14 protein-coding genes are annotated in these 18,550 nt (G+C 65.3%); 8 read left to right on the forward strand and 6 right to left on the reverse strand.

The features are described 5' to 3' along the window. Positions 1-9: 9 nt before the first annotated feature. Genes AC56LW_RS16910 through mepK form a run of 4 tightly spaced genes read right to left on the reverse strand, consistent with a single transcriptional unit; the run spans position 10 to position 2,145 of the window. Complete coding sequence (locus AC56LW_RS16910; protein WP_332530529.1) at positions 10-453, reverse strand: thioesterase family protein; 444 nt, start codon at positions 451-453, stop codon at positions 10-12. An 18-nt stretch (positions 454-471) separates the two neighbouring features. Then, entirely contained in the window at positions 472-777 is a 306-nt protein-coding gene (locus AC56LW_RS16915) for a hypothetical protein (protein ID WP_499636239.1), read from the reverse strand. After that, positions 774-1,556, reverse strand: a complete 783-nt coding sequence (locus AC56LW_RS16920; protein ID WP_499636241.1) for a hypothetical protein — start codon at positions 1,554-1,556, stop codon at positions 774-776. Before AC56LW_RS16920 ends, AC56LW_RS16915 begins: the two co-directional genes overlap by 4 nt. Before the next feature lie 46 nt (positions 1,557-1,602). Continuing rightward, positions 1,603-2,145, reverse strand: a complete 543-nt coding sequence (mepK, locus tag AC56LW_RS16925; protein ID WP_332530526.1) for a peptidoglycan L,D-endopeptidase MepK — start codon at positions 2,143-2,145, stop codon at positions 1,603-1,605. 159 nt (positions 2,146-2,304) lie between these two features. Between mepK and AC56LW_RS16930 the strand changes: the two genes are divergently transcribed. Both AC56LW_RS16930 and AC56LW_RS16935 read left to right on the forward strand, forming a co-directional pair. After that, the gene (locus AC56LW_RS16930) at positions 2,305-3,468 is read left to right on the forward strand and encodes a PQQ-dependent sugar dehydrogenase (RefSeq protein WP_499636243.1); all 1,164 of its coding nucleotides are present in this window, start codon (positions 2,305-2,307) and stop codon (positions 3,466-3,468) included. Between the two features lie 137 nt (positions 3,469-3,605). Further along, a complete protein-coding gene (locus tag AC56LW_RS16935) occupies positions 3,606-6,386 on the forward strand; it encodes a M16 family metallopeptidase (RefSeq protein WP_332530524.1) in 2,781 nt (926 codons plus the stop codon). 79 nt (positions 6,387-6,465) lie between these two features. On the opposite strand, the gene AC56LW_RS16940 is transcribed toward AC56LW_RS16935, so the two are convergent. Continuing rightward, a complete protein-coding gene (locus tag AC56LW_RS16940; RefSeq protein ID WP_332530523.1) occupies positions 6,466-7,452 on the reverse strand; it encodes an LLM class flavin-dependent oxidoreductase in 987 nt (328 codons plus the stop codon). A gap of 83 nt (positions 7,453-7,535) precedes the next feature. Here AC56LW_RS16940 and AC56LW_RS16945 point away from each other — a divergent pair, with 83 nt between their 5' ends. The 6 genes from AC56LW_RS16945 to AC56LW_RS16970 all read left to right on the forward strand — a co-directional run bounded on the left by AC56LW_RS16945 (position 7,536) and on the right by AC56LW_RS16970 (position 17,531). Further along, positions 7,536-8,678 (forward strand): serine hydrolase domain-containing protein, encoded by a 1,143-nt coding sequence (locus AC56LW_RS16945; RefSeq protein ID WP_499636245.1) that lies wholly within the window; start codon positions 7,536-7,538, stop codon positions 8,676-8,678. A 167-nt stretch (positions 8,679-8,845) separates the two neighbouring features. Continuing rightward, positions 8,846-9,490: a hypothetical protein gene (locus AC56LW_RS16950; RefSeq protein WP_499636247.1), complete on the forward strand. Its 645-nt coding sequence runs from the start codon at positions 8,846-8,848 to the stop codon at positions 9,488-9,490. A 185-nt stretch (positions 9,491-9,675) separates the two neighbouring features. Continuing rightward, positions 9,676-11,055 (forward strand): HD-GYP domain-containing protein, encoded by a 1,380-nt coding sequence (locus AC56LW_RS16955; protein WP_332530520.1) that lies wholly within the window; start codon positions 9,676-9,678, stop codon positions 11,053-11,055. Between the two features lie 182 nt (positions 11,056-11,237). Continuing rightward, the gene (locus AC56LW_RS16960) at positions 11,238-13,871 is read left to right on the forward strand and encodes a TonB-dependent receptor (protein WP_499636249.1); all 2,634 of its coding nucleotides are present in this window, start codon (positions 11,238-11,240) and stop codon (positions 13,869-13,871) included. A gap of 46 nt (positions 13,872-13,917) precedes the next feature. Beyond that, positions 13,918-16,230, forward strand: a complete 2,313-nt coding sequence (locus AC56LW_RS16965) for a family 20 glycosylhydrolase (RefSeq protein WP_499636251.1) — start codon at positions 13,918-13,920, stop codon at positions 16,228-16,230. After that, positions 16,227-17,531, forward strand: a complete 1,305-nt coding sequence (locus AC56LW_RS16970) for an MFS transporter (RefSeq protein ID WP_499636253.1) — start codon at positions 16,227-16,229, stop codon at positions 17,529-17,531. Before AC56LW_RS16965 ends, AC56LW_RS16970 begins: the two co-directional genes overlap by 4 nt. On the opposite strand, the gene AC56LW_RS16975 is transcribed toward AC56LW_RS16970, so the two are convergent. Then, positions 17,528-18,505, reverse strand: coding sequence for a helix-turn-helix domain-containing protein (locus tag AC56LW_RS16975; protein ID WP_332530516.1), 978 nt, complete (start codon positions 18,503-18,505; stop codon positions 17,528-17,530). The two genes, AC56LW_RS16970 and AC56LW_RS16975, sit on opposite strands and share 4 nt — an antisense overlap. Between the last annotated feature and the right edge of the window lie 45 nt (positions 18,506-18,550).

Below are 18,550 nucleotides of genomic sequence, written 5' to 3' on the forward strand. Positions count from 1 at the left end.
TGTTGTGGGCTAGTCGACCCGGTTGACCCGCGCGAACCTGGCACGAAAGTCGTCGGGCATCGGGCACACCCGGCTCGCTGTGTAATTGAAAAACACGAAGCCGGTCTTGGCCATGGCAATCAGCGTGCCATCGCGTGGGCGCGTGATCCGGTAAATCAGGTCGCCGCCGTACTTGTTGAAGTCCATGACGCCGACGTCGAACAGCAGCTCGTCGCGGCGATACGCTTCGGCGCGGTAGATGGTGGCCAGGTCGGTGACGATGATGCCGTTGCCATCGAGGCCGGTTTCCGGCACGCCGAACTCGAACAGGAAGCGCGACCTGGCCTCGGAGACCATCGCGATCATCGATTCATTGCCGACGTGGTTGGCCGCATTGATGTCGGTGGCGCGCACCGTGAGCAGCGTGGAAAAGTAGAATTGGTCGTCGGGAAAGTCGAGTTGTAGACGTGGCATGTGTTGATCCTGGTTGGACTAACGTACCGGGGCTGGCGCGCGGGTACGTGTTTTTGCAACGACGCCGGCCGGATCGATCAGCACGACAAATTCGGCAAACTGGCCGCCACCCGCCGGCGACTGGTAGACCCAGGCCTCGAAGCCGCTGTCGAAGCGTACGTTTTTCGTCGGCCCGAATGCTGCCAGCAATTGCGCCTTGGTGGTCTGGCCGGCGACCACGGTCTGTTGCAGCCGCTCGGCCGCGACTTGCGCGCCGGGTGGCGCGGCATTCTGCGTGGCGCAACCGGCCAGCAGCGCAGCGCACAGGATGAGAGGCGCCCTCATGGCGTCCCCCCGGCTGGCGGATCGACCATGTACGTGAATTCGACGAGTGTATCGTCCGGCCAGCTGGCATCCCACAACGGCACGTAATAGGTGCGGTCGAGCAGCACCTGGCAATCGCAGAACGGCAGCATGTCGGGCGTCTGGTCGCCGCCCGCGTACAGCATCGAAAACGGCAGCGTTTCACTGCGTTCGCCCGCACGCAGCGTGACCGCGAAGATCGGGCGCTCGGCGAAGAACAGGTAATTGCCATCCGGGCTCGTGCAGACGCCTTCAGGCGAGTCGAGCGCATCCGAGATCCAGCCGAACAGCGGCGAGCTGTTGGAGACGAGACCAGCTTCCTTGCCCACGCGGCATTCCAGGCGCAGGTCACCCAGGCGGCGCATGCCGGCCGGGACGCCCGGCGTTTCGATGCGCGCGCGCCAGGTCATGCTGGCGGTCTTGCGACTGGCGAGCACGGCAGCGTCTTCCTGCAAGGCTTGCGCGTTGCGCGGCAGGACAAAGAAATTGTGTTCATCGACGGGGACGGGCACCGATACGGTATCGCCCGCCACGCGCAGCGTGATGCCGCGCATGTCGACGTTCGGCAGGCGCGGCAACAACTGGAAGCGCAGGGAGGCGTTCGGCGCAAAAGCGCGCTCGCGCTCAAAGCGTTCCATGCCGCGGATCATCTTGCGGTACGACTTGTCGACCGGGTCGCGGGTGGACTTGACGGTGACGGTGCTCTGGCCGGCGGCATGCGCCGGCAGGCTTGCGGCCGCCGCCATGAACAGGCCGCTCATGGCCAGTCCGGCAACGACACGGACGATGGGCGGCCGCATCAAACGATTACCAATACCGCACGCGGCCGGTATCCATGTGGACAAACTGCGAGCTGGCGTAATAGCCGACGCCGCCGCCCTGGAGCGACATGGCCGCCTTTTGCAGGTTGCGCAGATCGGTGCCCGGCAGGCGGATGTCGATGGCCTTGCCTTCCATGTGCAGGCTGCGCTTGGCGACGCCGCCGCTGCCATGGCCACGCAGGAACGCATTCGATTCCGGCGCGCGGTAGCCCGAAATGATGTGCAATTCCTTGTTGTTGCCGAGCTTGCCATTGAGCTGGCCGAGCAGCAGCAGCAGTTCGGGATCGATGTCCGCAATCTTGTTGGTACGGTGGTCGCGCAGCACCTTGTTGATGTCGCCAAGCGCATCAGGGATGAACTCGCCTTGCTCCCAGAACGTGCTCGTCAGCTTTTCACCCGTGTGCGTATTGTAGAAACGCAGACAGCAATCGCCAGTGGCAATCGATGAATTTTTGGCAAGGGTGGGAAGGCTGAGGGAGGATGCTGCGAGGAGGAGACCGCTTTTGAGGATGGTACGTCGTTGAATCATTGAAGGGAGTCCTTGCGCTGGTTCAGTGAGCAATCGATGATACGCCATTTGCCGCAATCGTGCAGACAATGTGCAGAAAATCGCGACATTTCAGCTACGATGTCAAGTATTTAACTGTTTTTGGGAGATTTGCGTATGCCGAGTACGGACACAGAATTCATGCGCAAACAACGGGTGCTGGGTGCCATGCTGGCAGTCGCACTGGCCCAGCTGGCGGGCGCTGGGCTGGCACAGGAAATCATACCTGTCGACAAGCCGCCACTGGCCAAAGGCTGGCAACTCGACACCGTCGCCACTGGCGTTCCGCAGGGCTGGGGCATGGCCTGGCTGCCCGATGGCCGCATGCTCGTCACGGGCAAGGGCGGCACGCTGCATATGCTCAATGGCAAGACGTTCCGGCAGGTGAAGATGGACCCGCTGCCGAACCTGTTCGTGGGCGGGCAGGGCGGCCTGCTCGACATCGCGGTCCACCCCGGTGACAAGACCAATCCCCGCATCTACATGACGATCGCCAGCGGCACCGACGCCAGGAACCGCACGGCGCTGGTGATGGGCACGTTCGATGGCAAGCGCGTCACCGGCATCAGGACGCTGTTCTCCGTCAGGCAAGCCAAGAGCGGCGGCCAGCACTTCGGCTCGCGCATCCTGTTCTTGCCCGATACCACGCTGCTGATGAGCATCGGCGATGGCGGCAATACGCCGCAGCGGGTGGGCAATATGCTCGCGCGCGATCAGGCGCAGAACCTGGCCACGCACCAGGGCAAGATCCTGCACCTGACCGACGCCGGCAAGCCGGTCGGCACCGGCGCGGCCGAAGCGCAGCCGGACCGCCTGGCAGAAATCCACAGCCACGGCCACCGCAACGTGCAGGGGCTGGCGCTCGACCCGAAAACCGGCCGTGTCTGGGCCAGCGAACACGGTTCGCGCGGCGGCGACGAGATCAACCTGATCGAGGCCGGCAACAATTACGGCTGGCCTCTGCAGAGCTACACACTCGATTACACGACGCGCGAGCCGATCGGCAAGAAGGTCGTGCCGGGCACGGTGCAACCGATCGTCGTCTGGACCCCGTCGCCCGCGCCATCGGGCCTGGCGTTCTACACCGGCAAGGCGTTCCCGCAGTGGCAGGGCAGCCTGTTCAGCGGCAGCCTGGCCGGCAAGGACGTGCGCCGCGTGCAGCTTGACGCCGCCGGCAAGGTCACGGCGCAAGAACTGATCCCTGTTGGCCAGCGCGTGCGCGACGTGCGCCAGGGCCCGGATGGCCAGTTGTACGTGCTGACCGATGAAGCCAGGGGCACGCTGCTGCGCATCGTGCCGAAGTAAGATCATGCACCATGTGTGGCGCACGATGCGCTGCGCATGGTTTGTCGTTCGGCGAGACATGCATACGCTGTTTTGTTTGTTGACTAACTGAAACGTGCCTAGAATGGTTCTTTCCCGACCCATTCAGGAGGCGCAGCATGGCAGTTCTCGTTCGTCGCACCACTTACCTCGCGGCAGCGCTTGCGCTGATGTTCGGCGTGTCCACAGTACAGGCTGCACCGAAGGCCGCGCCCGTCGCCCCCGCCAGCACGCCCGACATTCCGATCCCGGACATCAAGTACACCAAGTTCACGCTGAAGAACGGCTTGACTGTGCTCGTGCACGAAGACCGCAAGACGCCGGTGGTGGCCGTGAATACCTGGTATCACGTCGGCTCAAAGAACGAGCAGCGGGGCAAGACTGGCTTTGCGCACCTGTTCGAACATCTGATGTTCAGCGGCAGCGACAACTTCAAGAAGACCTATCTGAATGCGATGGAGCAGGTCGGCGCGACTGACCTGAACGGCACCACCAGCCAGGACCGCACGAATTACTTCCAGAACGTGCCGACCTCGATGCTCGACTACGCGCTGTTCGCCGAGAGCGACCGCATGGGTTACCTGCTGGGCACGGTCGACAAGACCAAACTCGACATCCAGCGCGGGGTCGTGCAGAACGAAAAGCGCCAGGGCGAGAACCAGCCCTACGGCATCGCCTACGAGCTGCTGGTGGAAAACACCTATCCGGTCGGCCACCCGTATTCCTGGACCGTGATCGGCAAGATGGCCGACCTCGATGCGGCTTCGATGACCGATGTGCAGGACTGGTTCAAGCAGAACTACGGCCCGAACAACACGGTGCTGGTGCTGTCGGGCGACATCTCGCCGGAAGAAGCGCGCAAGAAGGTCGAGCAATACTACGGCGCGATTCCACCGGGTCCGCCATTGGCCAAGCACGATGCCTGGATCGCCAAGCGCACCGGCACGCACCGCACGCTGGCGCAGGACCGCGTGCCGCAGACGCGCATCTACCGTACCTGGAACGTACCGGGCGCGAACACGCCCGAAGAAGCGCTGCTCGACCTGGGCGCGCGCGTGCTGGGCGGCGGCAAGACGTCGCGCCTGTACAAGCGCCTGGTCTACAAGGATCAACTGGCCACCAGCGCGACCGCAAGCGACGATGCGTCGGAAATCGGCGGCCAGTTCGACCTGACGCTGACGGCCCGCCCCGGCGCCGACGTGAAAAAGATGGAACAGGCGGCCGACGAGGAATTGCGCGCGCTGATGAAGAGCGGCCCGACGGACGCCGAGCTGCGCCTGGCCAAGACCACGATCCTGGCGCAGTACACACGCATGATCGAGCGCGTTGGTGGCTTCGGTGGCAAGAGCGACCTCCTGGCCTCGTGCCAGACCTTTACCGGCAACCCGGACTGCTACAAGGTCTATCTGCAGCGCATCAAGGACGCCACGCCGGCGACGGTGAAAAAAGCGATGAACGACTGGCTCAGCGACGGCGACTACGTGCTGCAGATCGATCCGTTCCCGACCGGCCTGGCCGCTACCGATACGGGGCTCGATCGCAGCAAGGAACCGGTCGCCGGCAAGGCGATGTCCCTCAAATTGCCGCCGATGCAGCGCATCACGCTGTCCAATGGCCTGAAGGTGGTGCTGGCCGAGCGCCATGAAGCGCCGGTCGTCAACCTGCAGATGATGGTCGACAGCGGTTATTCGGCCGACAGCGCCGCCTTGCCGGGCGTGGCCAGCCTTACGCTGCGCATGCTCGAAGAAGGCACGGCCACGCGCAAGTCGCTCGAGATCGGTGAAGAACTCGAACGTCTGGGCGCGACCTTTGGCGCCAGTATCAATCTCGATGGCGCCTTTGTCGGCATGAATTCGCTCAAGGCGACGCTGCCGCAGGCGCTCGGCCTGTACGCCGACCTGGTGCGCAACCCGGCGTTCCCGCAGAACGAATTCGCGCGCCTGCAGAAAGACCGCCTGGCCGCGATCGCACGCGAGAAGGTCGATCCGCAGGGCATCGCGCTGCGCGTCGTGCCGGCCCTGATGTACGGCCAGGGCCACGTGTATGCGCGCACCGCCAACGGCACCGAGGACGCCGTGGGGCGCATGACCCGCACCGACCTGGCCAATTACCACGCAACCTGGTTCAAGCCGAATAACGCGACGCTGCTGGTCGTGGGCGACACGACGCTGGCCGAGATCACGCCGCTGCTCGAGAAAGCGTTCGGCGGCTGGAAGGGCGGCGAAGTGCCGAAGAAGGTGATCGCCACCGTGCCCGCGCCGACCAAGCCGCTCGTGTACCTGATCGACCGGCCGGGCGCGCTGCAAAGCGTGATCGTCGGCGCGCAACTGGCGCCGCCGCGTAACAGCCCCGAGTCGCTGCCGCTGGAAATCGTCAACGATGTTTTTGGCGGCACGTTCAGCTCGCGCATCAACATGAACCTGCGTGAAGACAAGCACTGGTCGTATGGCGTACGCAGCCTGGTGCAGCCGGCCGTCGGCCAGCGCACGTTCATGAGCATTTCGCCGGTGCAGACCGACAAGACCGGCGATGCGCTCAAGGAACTGGTGCGTGAATACAAGGGCGTGGCGGGTGAGCGCCAGATCACCGGCGCCGAGCTGAAATTCGCGCAGGACAACCGCACGCTGCGCCTGCCGGGCAGCTTCGAGACGGCCGGCCAGCTGGGCGGCGCCTACACGACCATCGTGCAATACGGTCTGCCGGACGACTACTACAACACCTACACCGAGAAGGCGCTGGCGCTCACGCCCGAGCAGGCCAACACGCTGGCTGCGCGCAGCTTCCTGACCGATCGCCTGGTGTGGGTCGTGGTCGGTGACATGAGCAAGGTCGAGAAGGACGTGCGCGCGCTGAACCTGGGCGAGGTGCGCCGCATCGATGCGGATGGCAAGCCATTGTAATCACGTGGCATCAACGTAAAAAAGCCCACCCGGCACGCGCCGGGTGGGCTTTTTTATCGTTGAAACATCCGTGCTGGTGTCAGCTGTTGCGCCGGATATCGGCCGTGATCTCGTACGCATGCAGGCGGGCTGCGTGGTCGTAGATCTGCGACGTGATCATCATCTCGTCCGGCTTGGCCTTGTCGATGAACGCGTGCAGCTGGGCCGCTACGGTGTCGCGCGAGCCGATCGCCGAACAGGCGAGTACGCTGTCGAGCATCATGCGCTCGGGCGTGTCCAGCGCTTCCAGGTAGCCACTGACCGGTGGCTTGAGTTTGCCCGGATTGCCCGTGCGCAGCGCCACGAACGCCTGCTGCATCGACGTGGCCAGCAGATGCGCTTCTTCGTCGGTGTCAGCCGCGAACACATTGAATCCGAGCATGACGTACGGCTCGGCCAACTGCGCCGATGGACGGAAGTTGCTGCGGTACATGTCGATTGCCTGCATCATCATCTGCGGCGCGAAGTGCGACGCAAACGCATACGGCAGGCCGAGGTGCGCCGCCAGTTGCGCGCCAAACAGGCTCGAACCGAGAATCCACAGTGGCACGTCCAGGCCTGCGCCCGGTACGGCCAGCACCTGCCGGCGGCTCGAGCCGGCGAAGTAATCCATCAGTTCCACGACGTCCTGCGGGAACTCGTCGGCGTCCGACGCCAGGTTGCGGCGCAGCGCACGTGCCGTGGTATGGTCGGAGCCAGGCGCGCGGCCCAGGCCCAGATCGATCCGGCCCGGATGAAGCGACGCGAGCGTGCCGAATTGTTCGGCGATCACGAGTGGTGAATGATTCGGCAGCATGATGCCGCCGGCGCCCACGCGGATCGTGGACGTGCCGGCTGCCACATGGGCGATCAGTACCGCAGTCGCGGCGCTCGCAATGCCCGGCATGCCGTGGTGTTCGGCGAGCCAGTAACGGTTGTAACCCCAGCGTTCGCCATGCTGGGCGAGGTCGAGGGAGCTTTTGAAGGAAGTTGCCGCATCGCTGCCTTGAACGATCGGCGAGAGGTCGAGTATCGATAAAGGGATCATGGAACAATGATACGCCGATGCGAAAAAACGCGTGCAACGGTGCCCAAAACGGCACTGGCCGCTTGTCAAGCTATCATGTCGTCATGAGCGCCCAAAATAGCTTTAACCGGCATCATCTGGCCGCAATTGATGCTGCCATCGACGCTGCCGTAGCAGCCCGGTCGCTGCCCGGCGCGGTGTACCGGCTCGAACGGGGCGCAGCCCATGCAGTGCGCGCGTATGGCCGTCTGGATTTCGGGCCGGATGCCGCGCCCGTCACCGGCGACACCGTGTTCGACGTTGCATCGCTGACAAAGGTGCTGGTCACGGCGCCGGCGATCCTGCTGCTGCAAGAAGCTGGCCAGATCGACCTCGACGCCCCGTTGCTGCGCTACCTTCCCGAGTGCGCGGGCGGCGGCAAGGATGCGATCACGGTGCGTCAATTGCTCACGCACACGTCTGGCTTGCGGGCCGGCCTGCCAGCAAGTCCGGCGTGGCAGGGCAGGGAAGCAGCGCTGCTGCTGGCTTCGCTCGAACGCGTGACGCATCTGCCGGGCAGTGTATTTCGCTATTCCGACATCAACTACATCCTGCTTGGCGTGGTGATCGAACGCGTGGCCGGCGTGCCGCTGGACGCGTTTGCCTGGCAGCGCATCTTTGCGCCGCTGCGCATGTGGGACACCGGCTATCGGCCGCTGGCGCGCTGTGACGGGCGGACAATCGCACCCACCCAGCGTGGCGCGGTGGATGTCGAGGCAAGCATGTCCAGCGCGCAGCGCGATCTGGCCCCGGGCGCCGTGCTGCAAGGCCATGTTCACGATCCGACAGTACGCAGGATGGGTGGCGTGGCAGGCTCGGCCGGTGTGTTCTCGACCGCGCGGGATGTCGCGCGCTTTGCCCGCATGCTGCTTGCCGGCGGGGAGCTCGATGGCGTGCGTGTGCTGCACGCCGACAGCGTGCGCCTGCTGAGCACTGCGCAGTCGCCACCGGGTATCGCGGCACTGCGCGGCATGGGGATGGATATCGATTCGCCGTTCGCGCGTCGGCCGCGCGGCAGGCATTACCAGATCGGCAGCTACGGCCACACGGGATATACCGGCTGCATTTTATGGATCGATCCGCAGTCGCGCAGCTTCTATGTGTTCCTGTCCAACCGGGTGTATCCGGACGACCGCAACAGCATCCTGCCACTCTACGACGAGCTCGGGACACTGTCAGCCTTGGCAGCATTGTCAGCTCAACAATAAACAAAAAAATGGCGGCATTTGGCGGCAAATTACGCGCTGTTGGGCGACGATTTAATATTTCCGAGCGGTATTGTGCGCGCCCATATTGACGGTGCCCGTACACTCAATTCATGACTTGACGCAATCATGTGTCGGGCACGCGATACAAAACAATTGAGGAGAACACCATGAACAAGCTACTCAAAGGAATGATCGGCGCATCGCTGACGGTTGCCATGCTGGGTGCTACTGCAGTCCATGCACAGACGGGCACCACCGCAGGCGCAACTGGCCGCACTGGTACGGCAACTGGCACGATGGGCACGGGCATGGCAGGCACCTCGGGCCAGGTCGGTAGCCAAACCGGCAGCAGCATGCAGGATTCGACGGGCCGCTCATCGATGAGCGCCACCGGCACCAGCAGCATGACGCCGCAAAACGATCGCCGCAGCAGCACCAGCCCGATGACGGGCACCACCGGTTCGGCGGGCGTCGTTGACAGCCGCGCAGGCACCGTCGGCGCCACCGGCCGTACCGGCACCAGCGGCACCACGGGCGTGACCGGCAGCACGAGCGGCGCAATGGGTAACAGTGGCATGACCGGCGTGACCGGCAGCGCTACCGGCACCACGGGCGTGACGGGCAGCACCAGCGGCGCGACTGGCACTACCGGCATGACCGGTACGATGGGCAACGGTACGACCGGCGTGACCGGCAGCACCAGCGGTGCAGCAGGCACCGGTACCACGGGCGCTACCGGTACTGGCACCGGCACCACCGGCACCACCGGTACGGGCACGGGTACCACCGGCACCACCGGCCGCGGTTATTGATAGCACCAGCAATGCGTCAGCACTAAGGGTGGCTTAGCCGCCGCCAGCACAACACCGGCCTCGCGCCGGTGTTGTCGTTTCATCTGTGGTATCCGCGCCGCATCGGTTGTCAATATTATGGCGTGAGTGATCTTCCACGGATGTTGTGGCGTACCATTCATAATTATTGCCACACGGAACTAATTATGATGCACCCCGACGCGCCGCAGGAGATGCTGGCTCCCAGCGCCATGAAGCTCTCCGAGCTGATTGGCGCGCTGAGCTATGCGCTCGACATTACCGAAGGCCAGCCCGCTGGCCATTGCGTGCGCTGCTGCTGGATCGGAATGCATATCGGCCGCGTTGCCGGCCTGAATGACGACCAGTTGTGGGAGCTGTATTACACGCTGCTGCTCAAGGACCTTGGCTGCAGCAGCAATGCCGCCCGCATCTGCGAGCTGTACCTGACGGACGACCTCGACTTCAAGCGCAGTTTCAAGACGGTGGGCGACAGCCTGCCGCAGGTGCTCGGTTTCGTGCTCAAACACACCGGCCTGAAAGCCGGCCTGGCCGAGCGGTTCCGCAGCGTGATGACCATCCTGCGTGACGGCCCCGAGATCGCCCAGGGCCTGATCGCCACCCGTTGCCAGCGCGGCGCCGACATCGCGCGCCTGCTGCGCTTCCCGGAAGGCGTGGCCGAAGGTATCTATTCGCTCGACGAACACGTCAATGGCAAGGGCAAGCCGGCCCAGCTCGCGGGCGACGCGATCCCTGTGTATGCGCGCATTGCGCTGCTGGCGCAAGTGATCGACGTATTCCACACCGATGGCGGGCGCGAGGCCGCGCTGCACGAAGCGACCGCGCGCGCCGGCAGCTGGTTCGATCCGCAGCTGGTTGCGGCATTCGGGCAGGTCGCGCTCGAGGATGCCTTCTGGCGCAAGCTGGCCGCGCCGGACCTGGACCGCGCCGTCTTCGCACTGGAGCCGGCTGGCCACGAAGTCGCGCTCGACGAAGACTACCTCGACGATATCGCCACCGCCTTCGGCCAGGTGGTCGACGCCAAGAGCCCGTACACGAGCGGCCACAGTGCACGCGTGGCGCTGTACACCGACATGATCGGCGAGGCGCTCGGGCTGTCGGCGCAGCGCCGCCGCTGGCTCAAGCGCGGCGCACTGCTGCACGACGTCGGCAAGCTGGGCGTGAGCAACAGCGTGCTCGACAAAGCTGGCTCGCTCGACCGCGACGAATGGACCGCCGTGCGCCAGCACGCCGAATACACCGAAACGATCCTGGGCCGCATCGCCGCGTTTGCCGAACTGGCGTCGATTGCCGGCGCCCACCACGAGCGCCTCGACGGCAACGGCTATCCGCGCGGCCTGCATGCCGACGACATCCGGCTCGAAACACGCATCATTACCACCGCCGACATCTTCGATGCCATCACCGCCGAGCGCCCGTACCGCGGCGCGATCCCGATCCCGCAGGCGCTCGAGATGATGGAAAAGACCGTGGGGACCGCGCTCGACCCGGCCTGCTTCGATGCGCTCAAGCGCGGGTTGGCGCTGGTGCCGTTCCCGGCGCCCTGAATCTGCCGCCAGGTTCCGCCTGCCACAGTCACATGTCAGTGTGATGAATTCCTCTTCCGGATAGCAAGATTTGACAAACACGGCATCCCGGATGCCACCACAATGCGCTCACTGAGAGCCTGTCCGGATTGCTTGGGACAGGCTCCAATACCCGATAGCCAACCTGGTTTTTTGGAGCGCACATGAATGAGTTGAAGGCACGGCAGTATCAGCGGACCGCGATCGCAGCGGCAGTGACAATCCTGGCGATGAGCGGGGCAGGCGCGCAGGAAGCGCCGGTGCTGGCGCCGCAGACCGTGGTGGTGACGGGCGTGCGTGCTGCGCTCGAACAGTCGCTGCGCCAGAAGCGCGACAGCGATGCCGTCGTCGAGGTGGTCACTGCCGAAGACATCGGCAAGATGCCCGATAAAAACGTGGCCGATGCCATCCAGCGCCTGCCCGGCGTGAACACGCAATCGTCCGCCGGCGGCGAAGGCGGCTTCGGCGAAAACGACCGCGTCAGCCTGCGCGGCACCAGCCCGAGCCTGCAGCAGACGCTGTTCAACGGCCACGCGATCAGCACCGGCGACTGGTTCGTGCTGAACCAGATCGGCGGCAATGTCGGCCGCTCGAGCAGCTTCTCGTTGCTGCCGTCCGAGCTGGTCGGCTCGATCGTGGTCCAGAAAAGCCCGACCGCCGATCTGGTCGAAGGCGGCGTTTCCGGCGCCATCAACGTCATCACGCGCCGCCCGCTCGACTTCCGCCAGCAGCTCACCGTCGAAGGCTCGGTGCAGGCCAACTACAACGACTTGTCGGGTGAGACCAAGCCGCATCTGTCGGGCCTCGTGAACTGGAAGAACGCCGCCAACACGGCCGGCATCCTGATCCAGGGATTCTCCGAGAAATCCTCCGTGCGGCGCGATGGCCAGGAAATCCTCGGCTACACCCCGATCAGCGCGACCAGCGCGGCGGCGCTTGCCAACCCGGCGCTGGCCGGCGTGGTCGTGCCGACCTTCATCGGCGCCGCGCTGTTCGAGCAGGAGAAGAAGCGCGAAGGCGGCGCGTTCGACATCGAGGTGCGCCCGAACCGCGACCTGACGCTCGATTTCAACGGCTTCTATTCGAAGCTCGAAGCACCGCACCAGAACACCAACTGGCTGGCCGCGCCGGCCAACTCGATCAACAGCCTGAACCTGATTCCCATCAATCCCGTCGTGCGCAACAACACCCTGGTGGCGGCCGAATTCACGCGCAACGCGGGCGAGGTCGACAACATTTACCGCCCGGATGCGGGCGGCGAGTCGTGGTATCTGGACTTCAACGGCAAATGGCGCGTCAACGAGCGCTTCTCGCTCTCGGGCAAGCTCGGCAAGACCCACGGCGTGGGCTGGGACCGCGACGACGTCTACTACCAGAACAATGTCGACGGCGGCATGGTGTACGGCTTGAACGGTCTTTCGCCGGCATCGGTCAGCTACCCCGGCGGCAACACGGTCTCGCCCGGCTCGACCGCCTGGGCCGGCGGCGGCGAATCGCAGTCGGTGGACAAGGAACAGTACGCGCAGCTCGACGGCGAGCTGCGCCTGGACAATCCGACCTTCCAGGCCGTGCGCTTTGGCGCGCGCTGGACCGATCACCAGCGCACCGCCGAGCATCCGCTAGAAACCCGTCCCGGCCCGCTGGGTTTCAGCAATCCGGGCCCGGCCTGGAACGGCCAGCTGTACCCGAGCGACTTCGCCAGTGACCTGGGCGGCAATCTCGCATCGAACTACTTTAAATATGACGGCGCGGCGCTGGGCGCCTGGGGCGCGATCCCCGGCAACCGTCTGCTCGACTACGTGCTGCGCCATAACTGGATGAACGAATTCGAAGTGGGCGAGAAAACGGCCGCGCTGTACGGCATGGTCGACTTCGGCGGCGACGGCTGGAGCGGCAACGTCGGCCTGCGCGCTGTCGAGACGCGCCAGAACACGATCGTCAATCTGCCGGGCGGTCCGGCGCCGATCACCGGTTCGGCCTTCGGCGCCTACACGCCGACGACGTTCAAGCGCACCTACCGCGACTACCTGCCAAGCGCCAACCTGAAGTACAACGTAACGCCCGACCTGGTACTGCGCACGGCGCTGGCCAAGACCATCGCGCGCCCTGACTACAGCGCGCTGGGTGGCTCGGTGTCGCTGAACGACGACTCGCTGAGCGGCAACGGCGGCAACGTCAATCTGGAACCGGTGCGCTCGACCAACTTCGACATCGGCGCCGAGTGGTATTACGCGCCAAAGGCGCTGCTGTCGGCGGGCCTGTTCTACATGGACCTGCGCTCGATCGTGGCGCAGGGCACGTCGACCGGTACCTATTACAACAACAAGCGCAGCACGCTGACCGAATACCAGATCACGTCGCCGTACAACACGAGCGGGCGAAATCGCGGCGTGGAGCTGAGCTGGCAGCAGCCGGTGGCGCGTGACTTCGGCTTCCTGGTCAACTACACGTTCGCCGATGGTGAGCTCGACGATGGCGGTGAACTCATCAACTCGTCGCGCAATACCTACAACGTGACCGGCTACTTCGAGAACGAACGCTTCTCGGCGCGCCTGGCCTACAACTGGCGCTCGAAGTACAAGGCCGGCGTGGACCGCGGCGCGAGCCAGCACGTGGACGACATGCCGTCGCTGGCCGGCTCGATCAACGTCAAGCTGAGCGAACGCTTCACGCTCACGTTCGACGCGCTCAATCTCACCAACGAGACCATCAAGATGTACGCCGAAAACGAGGACCGGCCACGCGCCTTCTACTCGAACGGCCGTACCTTCTACCTCGGCCTGCGCGGCAAGCTGTAATCAGCCCAGGGGCGGCGTTGGCCGCCCCGCATCCAAATGGACACCCATGACGGACCGATCCGATGGCGGCCCGGCGATCCACATCGCCTGGGAATGCCTGAGCAATTTCATACGCGACGACGCGTTCAGCGCGCGTCTCGTGCTGCGCAACGATGGCTGTGATCCCATCGCGCCCGGCTGGACGCTGTGCTTCAACACCTGTCGCAAGATCCTGGCCGAGACGGTCAGTGCCGGTTACACCATCGCGCACGTCAATGGCGACCTGTTCGCGCTGTCGATGCCGGGGGGCGACGCCTGGTTGCCGGGGCAAACGCACACGCTCGACTACGAGGCGCTGCACTGGGCCATCAGCATCACCGATGCGCCGCTGGGCTTTTACCTGCTGCCAGGACAATGCGGCGCGGCTGTCGATCTGGGCGACCCGGTCATCGCGCCGTTCGTGCGCCCCGAGCAGCGGCACCGCAAATGGGGTGACACGGTGCCCACCGCCGATGCGGCCTGGCGCTTTGCGCAGAACGCGGCGCTGTCGTATCTGCCCGAGGCCGGGGTCGGGCGCATCACACCGCGTCCACGCTCGGCGCGCTTTACTGGCGGCCAGTACCGTCTGGGGCGCGACGCGGCGATCGTGCACGGGGCAGGGCTGGACAATGAAGTGCGGTTCCTGCGCGCGCTGCTGGCCGACCTGCCGCCGGGCGAGGGCGTGGTGACGCTCGCCATCGGGCCGGTCGCTGAACCCGGGCCCGAAGCGTACTCGCTCGAGATCGATGCGCAGCGCGTGGCGCTCACGGGCGCCAGCGCGCACGGCGTATTCAACGGCCTGCAAAGCCTGGCGCAGCTGGTGTCGCCCGATGGCGCGCTGCCGCTGGGCGCGGTGCAGGATGCGCCGCGCTACGCTTATCGGGGCATGATGCTCGACGTTGCCCGCCACTTTTCCAGCGTCGACACCGTGCTGCGCCTGCTCGACTGCATGGCCGCCTATAAACTCAACCGCTTTCATTTTCACCTGACCGACGACGAGGGCTGGCGCCTGGAGATTGCCACCTTGCCGGAACTGACCGCCGTCGGCGCGCAGCGTGGCGTTGCGCATTTGGACAGTCCGTGTCTGCCACCGTCGTTCGGCTCCGGCGCCGCCGTCGATGCTTCCAGCGGCAGCGGCTTCTATACGGCCGACCAGTTCATCACGATCCTGCGCCATGCCAAAGCGCGCCACATCGACGTCATTCCCGAATTCAATCTGCCCGGCCACGCGCGCGCGGCCGTCGAAGCGATGCGCGTACGCCATGCGCGCCTGATGGCGGCGGGCGACCTCGCCGGCGCCGACGAGTTTTTGCTGAGCGACCCGGCCGACATGTCCGCCTATGAATCGGTGCAGCTGTGGCACGACAACGTGATGTGCATCGCGCTGCCGTCGGTCGATCGCTTCATCGATACCGTCGTGGCTGAGGTGGCTGCGCTGTACCGGGAAGCAGAGGTGCCGCTGACCGTCCTGCATACGGGCGGCGATGAAGTCCCTGGCGGCGCCTGGGTCGGTTCGCCTGTCTGTCAGGCCAGCATGCGCGCCCATGGGTGGACGGATGTGCGCGAGTTGCGCGACGACTTCCAGGCGCGCTGCCGCGCGATCCTGGCGCGTTATGGCATTGCGTTTGCCGGATGGGAAGAAACAGCGCTGACACCGCGCGCCGATGGCGTGCTGGCGCCCGACCGGCGCCAGGCCGGGCGCGACTTTCATGTCTACGTCTGGAACAACGGCGGCTTGCCGCACGAACGCGATTGCGCCACCGAACTGGCTGCTGCCGGTTTCGACGTCGTGCTGGCCAATGCCACCAGCCTGTATTTCGATTTCGCCCACGCCAAGCATCCGCTGGAACCAGGCTACTACTGGGCCGGTTTCGTCGGCACGCGCGATGCGTTCGATCTGGCGCCGAGCGCCGGCGTCACCGGCCTGCAAGGCCAGCTCTGGGGCGAGAATGTGTGCTCGCGCGCGCGGCTCGAGTATCTCGCCATGCCACGCCTGCTCGGCCTGGCCGAACGCGCGTGGTCGCCACCGGACACGAATCCGGACTGGAATGAATTTGCCAACCGGCTTGGCCGGCGCGAGCTGCCACGCCTGGACCGGCAAGGCTGGCATTACCGCCTGCCGCCGCCGGGCGCCCGCGTGGAGAACGGCATGCTGCAGGCGAATACCGCCTTTCCCGGTCTGGGCCTGCATTACACTGTCGATGGCCGCGACCCTGACGCGGGCAGTCCCCGTTACGTTCACCCGGTGCCCCTGCACGGCGCAGGCATCGTGAAACTGGCCAGCATCGACACGCACGGTCGCGTGAGCCGCATCGTCACCCTACATCTGGAATCGCCATGAACGAGACGCTGGTCGCTGCCCCGGTCCACCATGCGCCACGGCGCCATCCGCTGTCGTGGGTGCCCACGCTGTACCTGGCGCAGGGCTTGCCGTTCTATGCGGTGGCGCTGGTTGCCGGCCAGATGCTCAAGAGCATGGGCGTGCCGAACGACCAGATCGCGCGCTGGACGGGCCTGCTTGGCCTGGCCTGGGCCTTCAAGGCGCTCTGGAGTCCGTTCCTGGAACTGGCCCCGAGCCGGCGCATGGCCGTCGTCACCTGCCAGATCTTCGGCGGCGCCTGCCTGGCAATGGTTGCGCTGGCCCTGCAACTGCCGATGTGGTTCGCCCTGTGCCTGGCGCTGCTGGCGATTGTGTCGCTGGCCTCGAGCACCCATGACATCGTCGCCGACGGCATCTATATCAGCAGCCTGACGGCGCGCGAGCAGGCGGCGTATGCCGGCTGGCAGGGCGCCTTCTTCAACGCCGCCAAGTTCCTCTCGCTCGGCGGGCTCCTGATCCTGGCGGGCGAACTCGAAGAGCGCTTCGGCATTGCTTCTGCCTGGACTGTCGTGTTCCTGCTGCTCGGCGGCCTGATGGTGACGCTGGGCCTGTACCACTGGCACGCGCTGCCCGCCACGCCCAAGCTCGCGGGGCGGATCCGTCATGCGCGCGACGTCAAGGCCACGCTGGTCGACGTGTTCAAGACGTTCTTTGCCAAGCGCGGCATCTGGATGGCGATCCTGTTCATCATCCTGTTTCGCGCCGGGGAAGGGCAGATCCAGTCGATCGGCCCGCTGTTCCTGCGCGACGCGCGCGAGGCCGGTGGCCTGGGCTTGACCACCGCCCAGGTGGGTTGGGTGTATGGCACAGTGGGCACGGCGGCCTTTTTGATCGGCAGCATTGCGGGCGGCTACTTCACGGCCTGGCTGGGCCTCAAGCGCGCCCTGCCACTGCTGATCCTGGCGATGAACCTGCCCAATGCCGTGTTCTGGTACCTGAGCGACGCGCAACCCGTCTCGATGCCGCTGATTGTCAGTGCGCTGGGGCTCGAGATGTTCGGCTATGGCTTCGGCTTTGTCGGCGTGATCCTGTTCATCATGCAGGTGGTCGCCAGCGGCCCGTACCAGGCGGCGCACTACGCGCTGGGCACCGGCTTCATGCAACTGGGGTTTGTGCTGTTTCGCACGATCAGCGGCGACATCCAGCAGGCGCTGGGTTATCGGGATTTCTTTCTGTGGGTGCTGGTGGCGGCGCTGCCGGTGCTGGTGCTGAGCCGCTTCATGCGCATCGAGGCGCCTGACAACGCGGTGGAGAACAACTAGCGCCGTTTGACCGGCAGGGCCAGCCAGCCCTGCCACCCGCCATCGTCGGTGCGCGCGACCTTCTGGACATGGGGCCGCGTTGCATCGAGTCGCCACACGCTCTGGTGTTCGAGCCAGTCTTCGTACATGGCCCGAAAGCGTGGCCACTCGCCGTGAAATTCGAGAATCGCCACCATCCCGGCCGGCAGCACGCGCAGCCCCAGGCCCGGGTCGGCCAGCACGCCGGCGTCAAAGCCGAAGTCGTAGCAGTACTCGCGCTCGCCCGTAAACCCCGGATCCTCGTCGAACACGCCGTACCACGGCGCCCCGCGTGGAATGCCGGCGCTTTCCTGTGCGCAGATGAAGGCATTGCAGGCCAGCGACAGCGCCGCGCCGGACTGGCCGAAGAAGCGCTGGTAGCGCAGCTGCAGGGCCGGCAACTGGCGCAGTGTGACGCGCGCGGCAACGCTGCCCGGTACAGGCGCGCAGTAAGGGGTGTTCAGCGCGGTGAGTTCGCCCGGCTCGGCGACAAAGAAACTGACATCGCTTTCGCGCCCGACCTGGGCATCCATGTAGATGCGCCAGCCGCCGTCGCGCCAGGATTTGGCCGGCATGCCGAACTGCTGGCGGAAGGCCTTGGCGAACGCTGCATTGGACGGAAAGCCGCAATCCTGCGCGATGCGCCCGACCGGTACGTCCGGCTCGTGGCGCAGCAGGTGCGCGGCGCGGCGCAGGCGCCGCTTGCGCTGGTACTCCACCGCTGAAAACCCGGTCAGCTCACGGAAGATGCGGTCGAAGTGGTAGCTCGAATAACTGGCTGACGCGGCCAGGCTGCCCAGGGCCAGCGGATCGCCGACCGAGTCGAGCATCAGGTCCATGACTTCGTACAGGCGCGACAGACGCGACACCGGCACCCGCGGCGCCACGCAGGGAGCGGCAGGTGGCATGCGGTGGGCGAGGGCGGCGTGGGTCAGTGGCATATCGAAGATCGTCATGACAGCGTTGATGAATTATGCGACCAAACCCGCTGCCGTGGCGAA

It is taken from the genome of Telluria sp. LT2P80, assembly GCF_059685955.1.

Coding starts and splice junctions, on each gene's coding strand:
- AC56LW_RS16945 (WP_499636245.1), top strand. CDS start 7,536: ATGAGCGCCCAAAATAGCTTTAACCGGCATCATCTGGCCGCAATTGAT.
- AC56LW_RS16970 (WP_499636253.1), top strand. CDS start 16,227: ATGAACGAGACGCTGGTCGCTGCCCCGGTCCACCATGCGCCACGGCGC.
- AC56LW_RS16965 (WP_499636251.1), top strand. CDS start 13,918: ATGACGGACCGATCCGATGGCGGCCCGGCGATCCACATCGCCTGGGAA.
- AC56LW_RS16975 (WP_332530516.1), bottom strand. CDS start 18,505: ATGACGATCTTCGATATGCCACTGACCCACGCCGCCCTCGCCCACCGC.
- AC56LW_RS16930 (WP_499636243.1), top strand. CDS start 2,305: ATGCGCAAACAACGGGTGCTGGGTGCCATGCTGGCAGTCGCACTGGCC.
- AC56LW_RS16960 (WP_499636249.1), top strand. CDS start 11,238: ATGAATGAGTTGAAGGCACGGCAGTATCAGCGGACCGCGATCGCAGCG.
- AC56LW_RS16910 (WP_332530529.1), bottom strand. CDS start 453: ATGCCACGTCTACAACTCGACTTTCCCGACGACCAATTCTACTTTTCC.
- AC56LW_RS16950 (WP_499636247.1), top strand. CDS start 8,846: ATGAACAAGCTACTCAAAGGAATGATCGGCGCATCGCTGACGGTTGCC.
- AC56LW_RS16915 (WP_499636239.1), bottom strand. CDS start 777: ATGAGGGCGCCTCTCATCCTGTGCGCTGCGCTGCTGGCCGGTTGCGCC.
- AC56LW_RS16920 (WP_499636241.1), bottom strand. CDS start 1,556: ATGAGCGGCCTGTTCATGGCGGCGGCCGCAAGCCTGCCGGCGCATGCC.
- AC56LW_RS16935 (WP_332530524.1), top strand. CDS start 3,606: ATGGCAGTTCTCGTTCGTCGCACCACTTACCTCGCGGCAGCGCTTGCG.
- AC56LW_RS16940 (WP_332530523.1), bottom strand. CDS start 7,452: ATGATCCCTTTATCGATACTCGACCTCTCGCCGATCGTTCAAGGCAGC.
- AC56LW_RS16955 (WP_332530520.1), top strand. CDS start 9,676: ATGATGCACCCCGACGCGCCGCAGGAGATGCTGGCTCCCAGCGCCATG.
- mepK (WP_332530526.1), bottom strand. CDS start 2,145: ATGATTCAACGACGTACCATCCTCAAAAGCGGTCTCCTCCTCGCAGCA.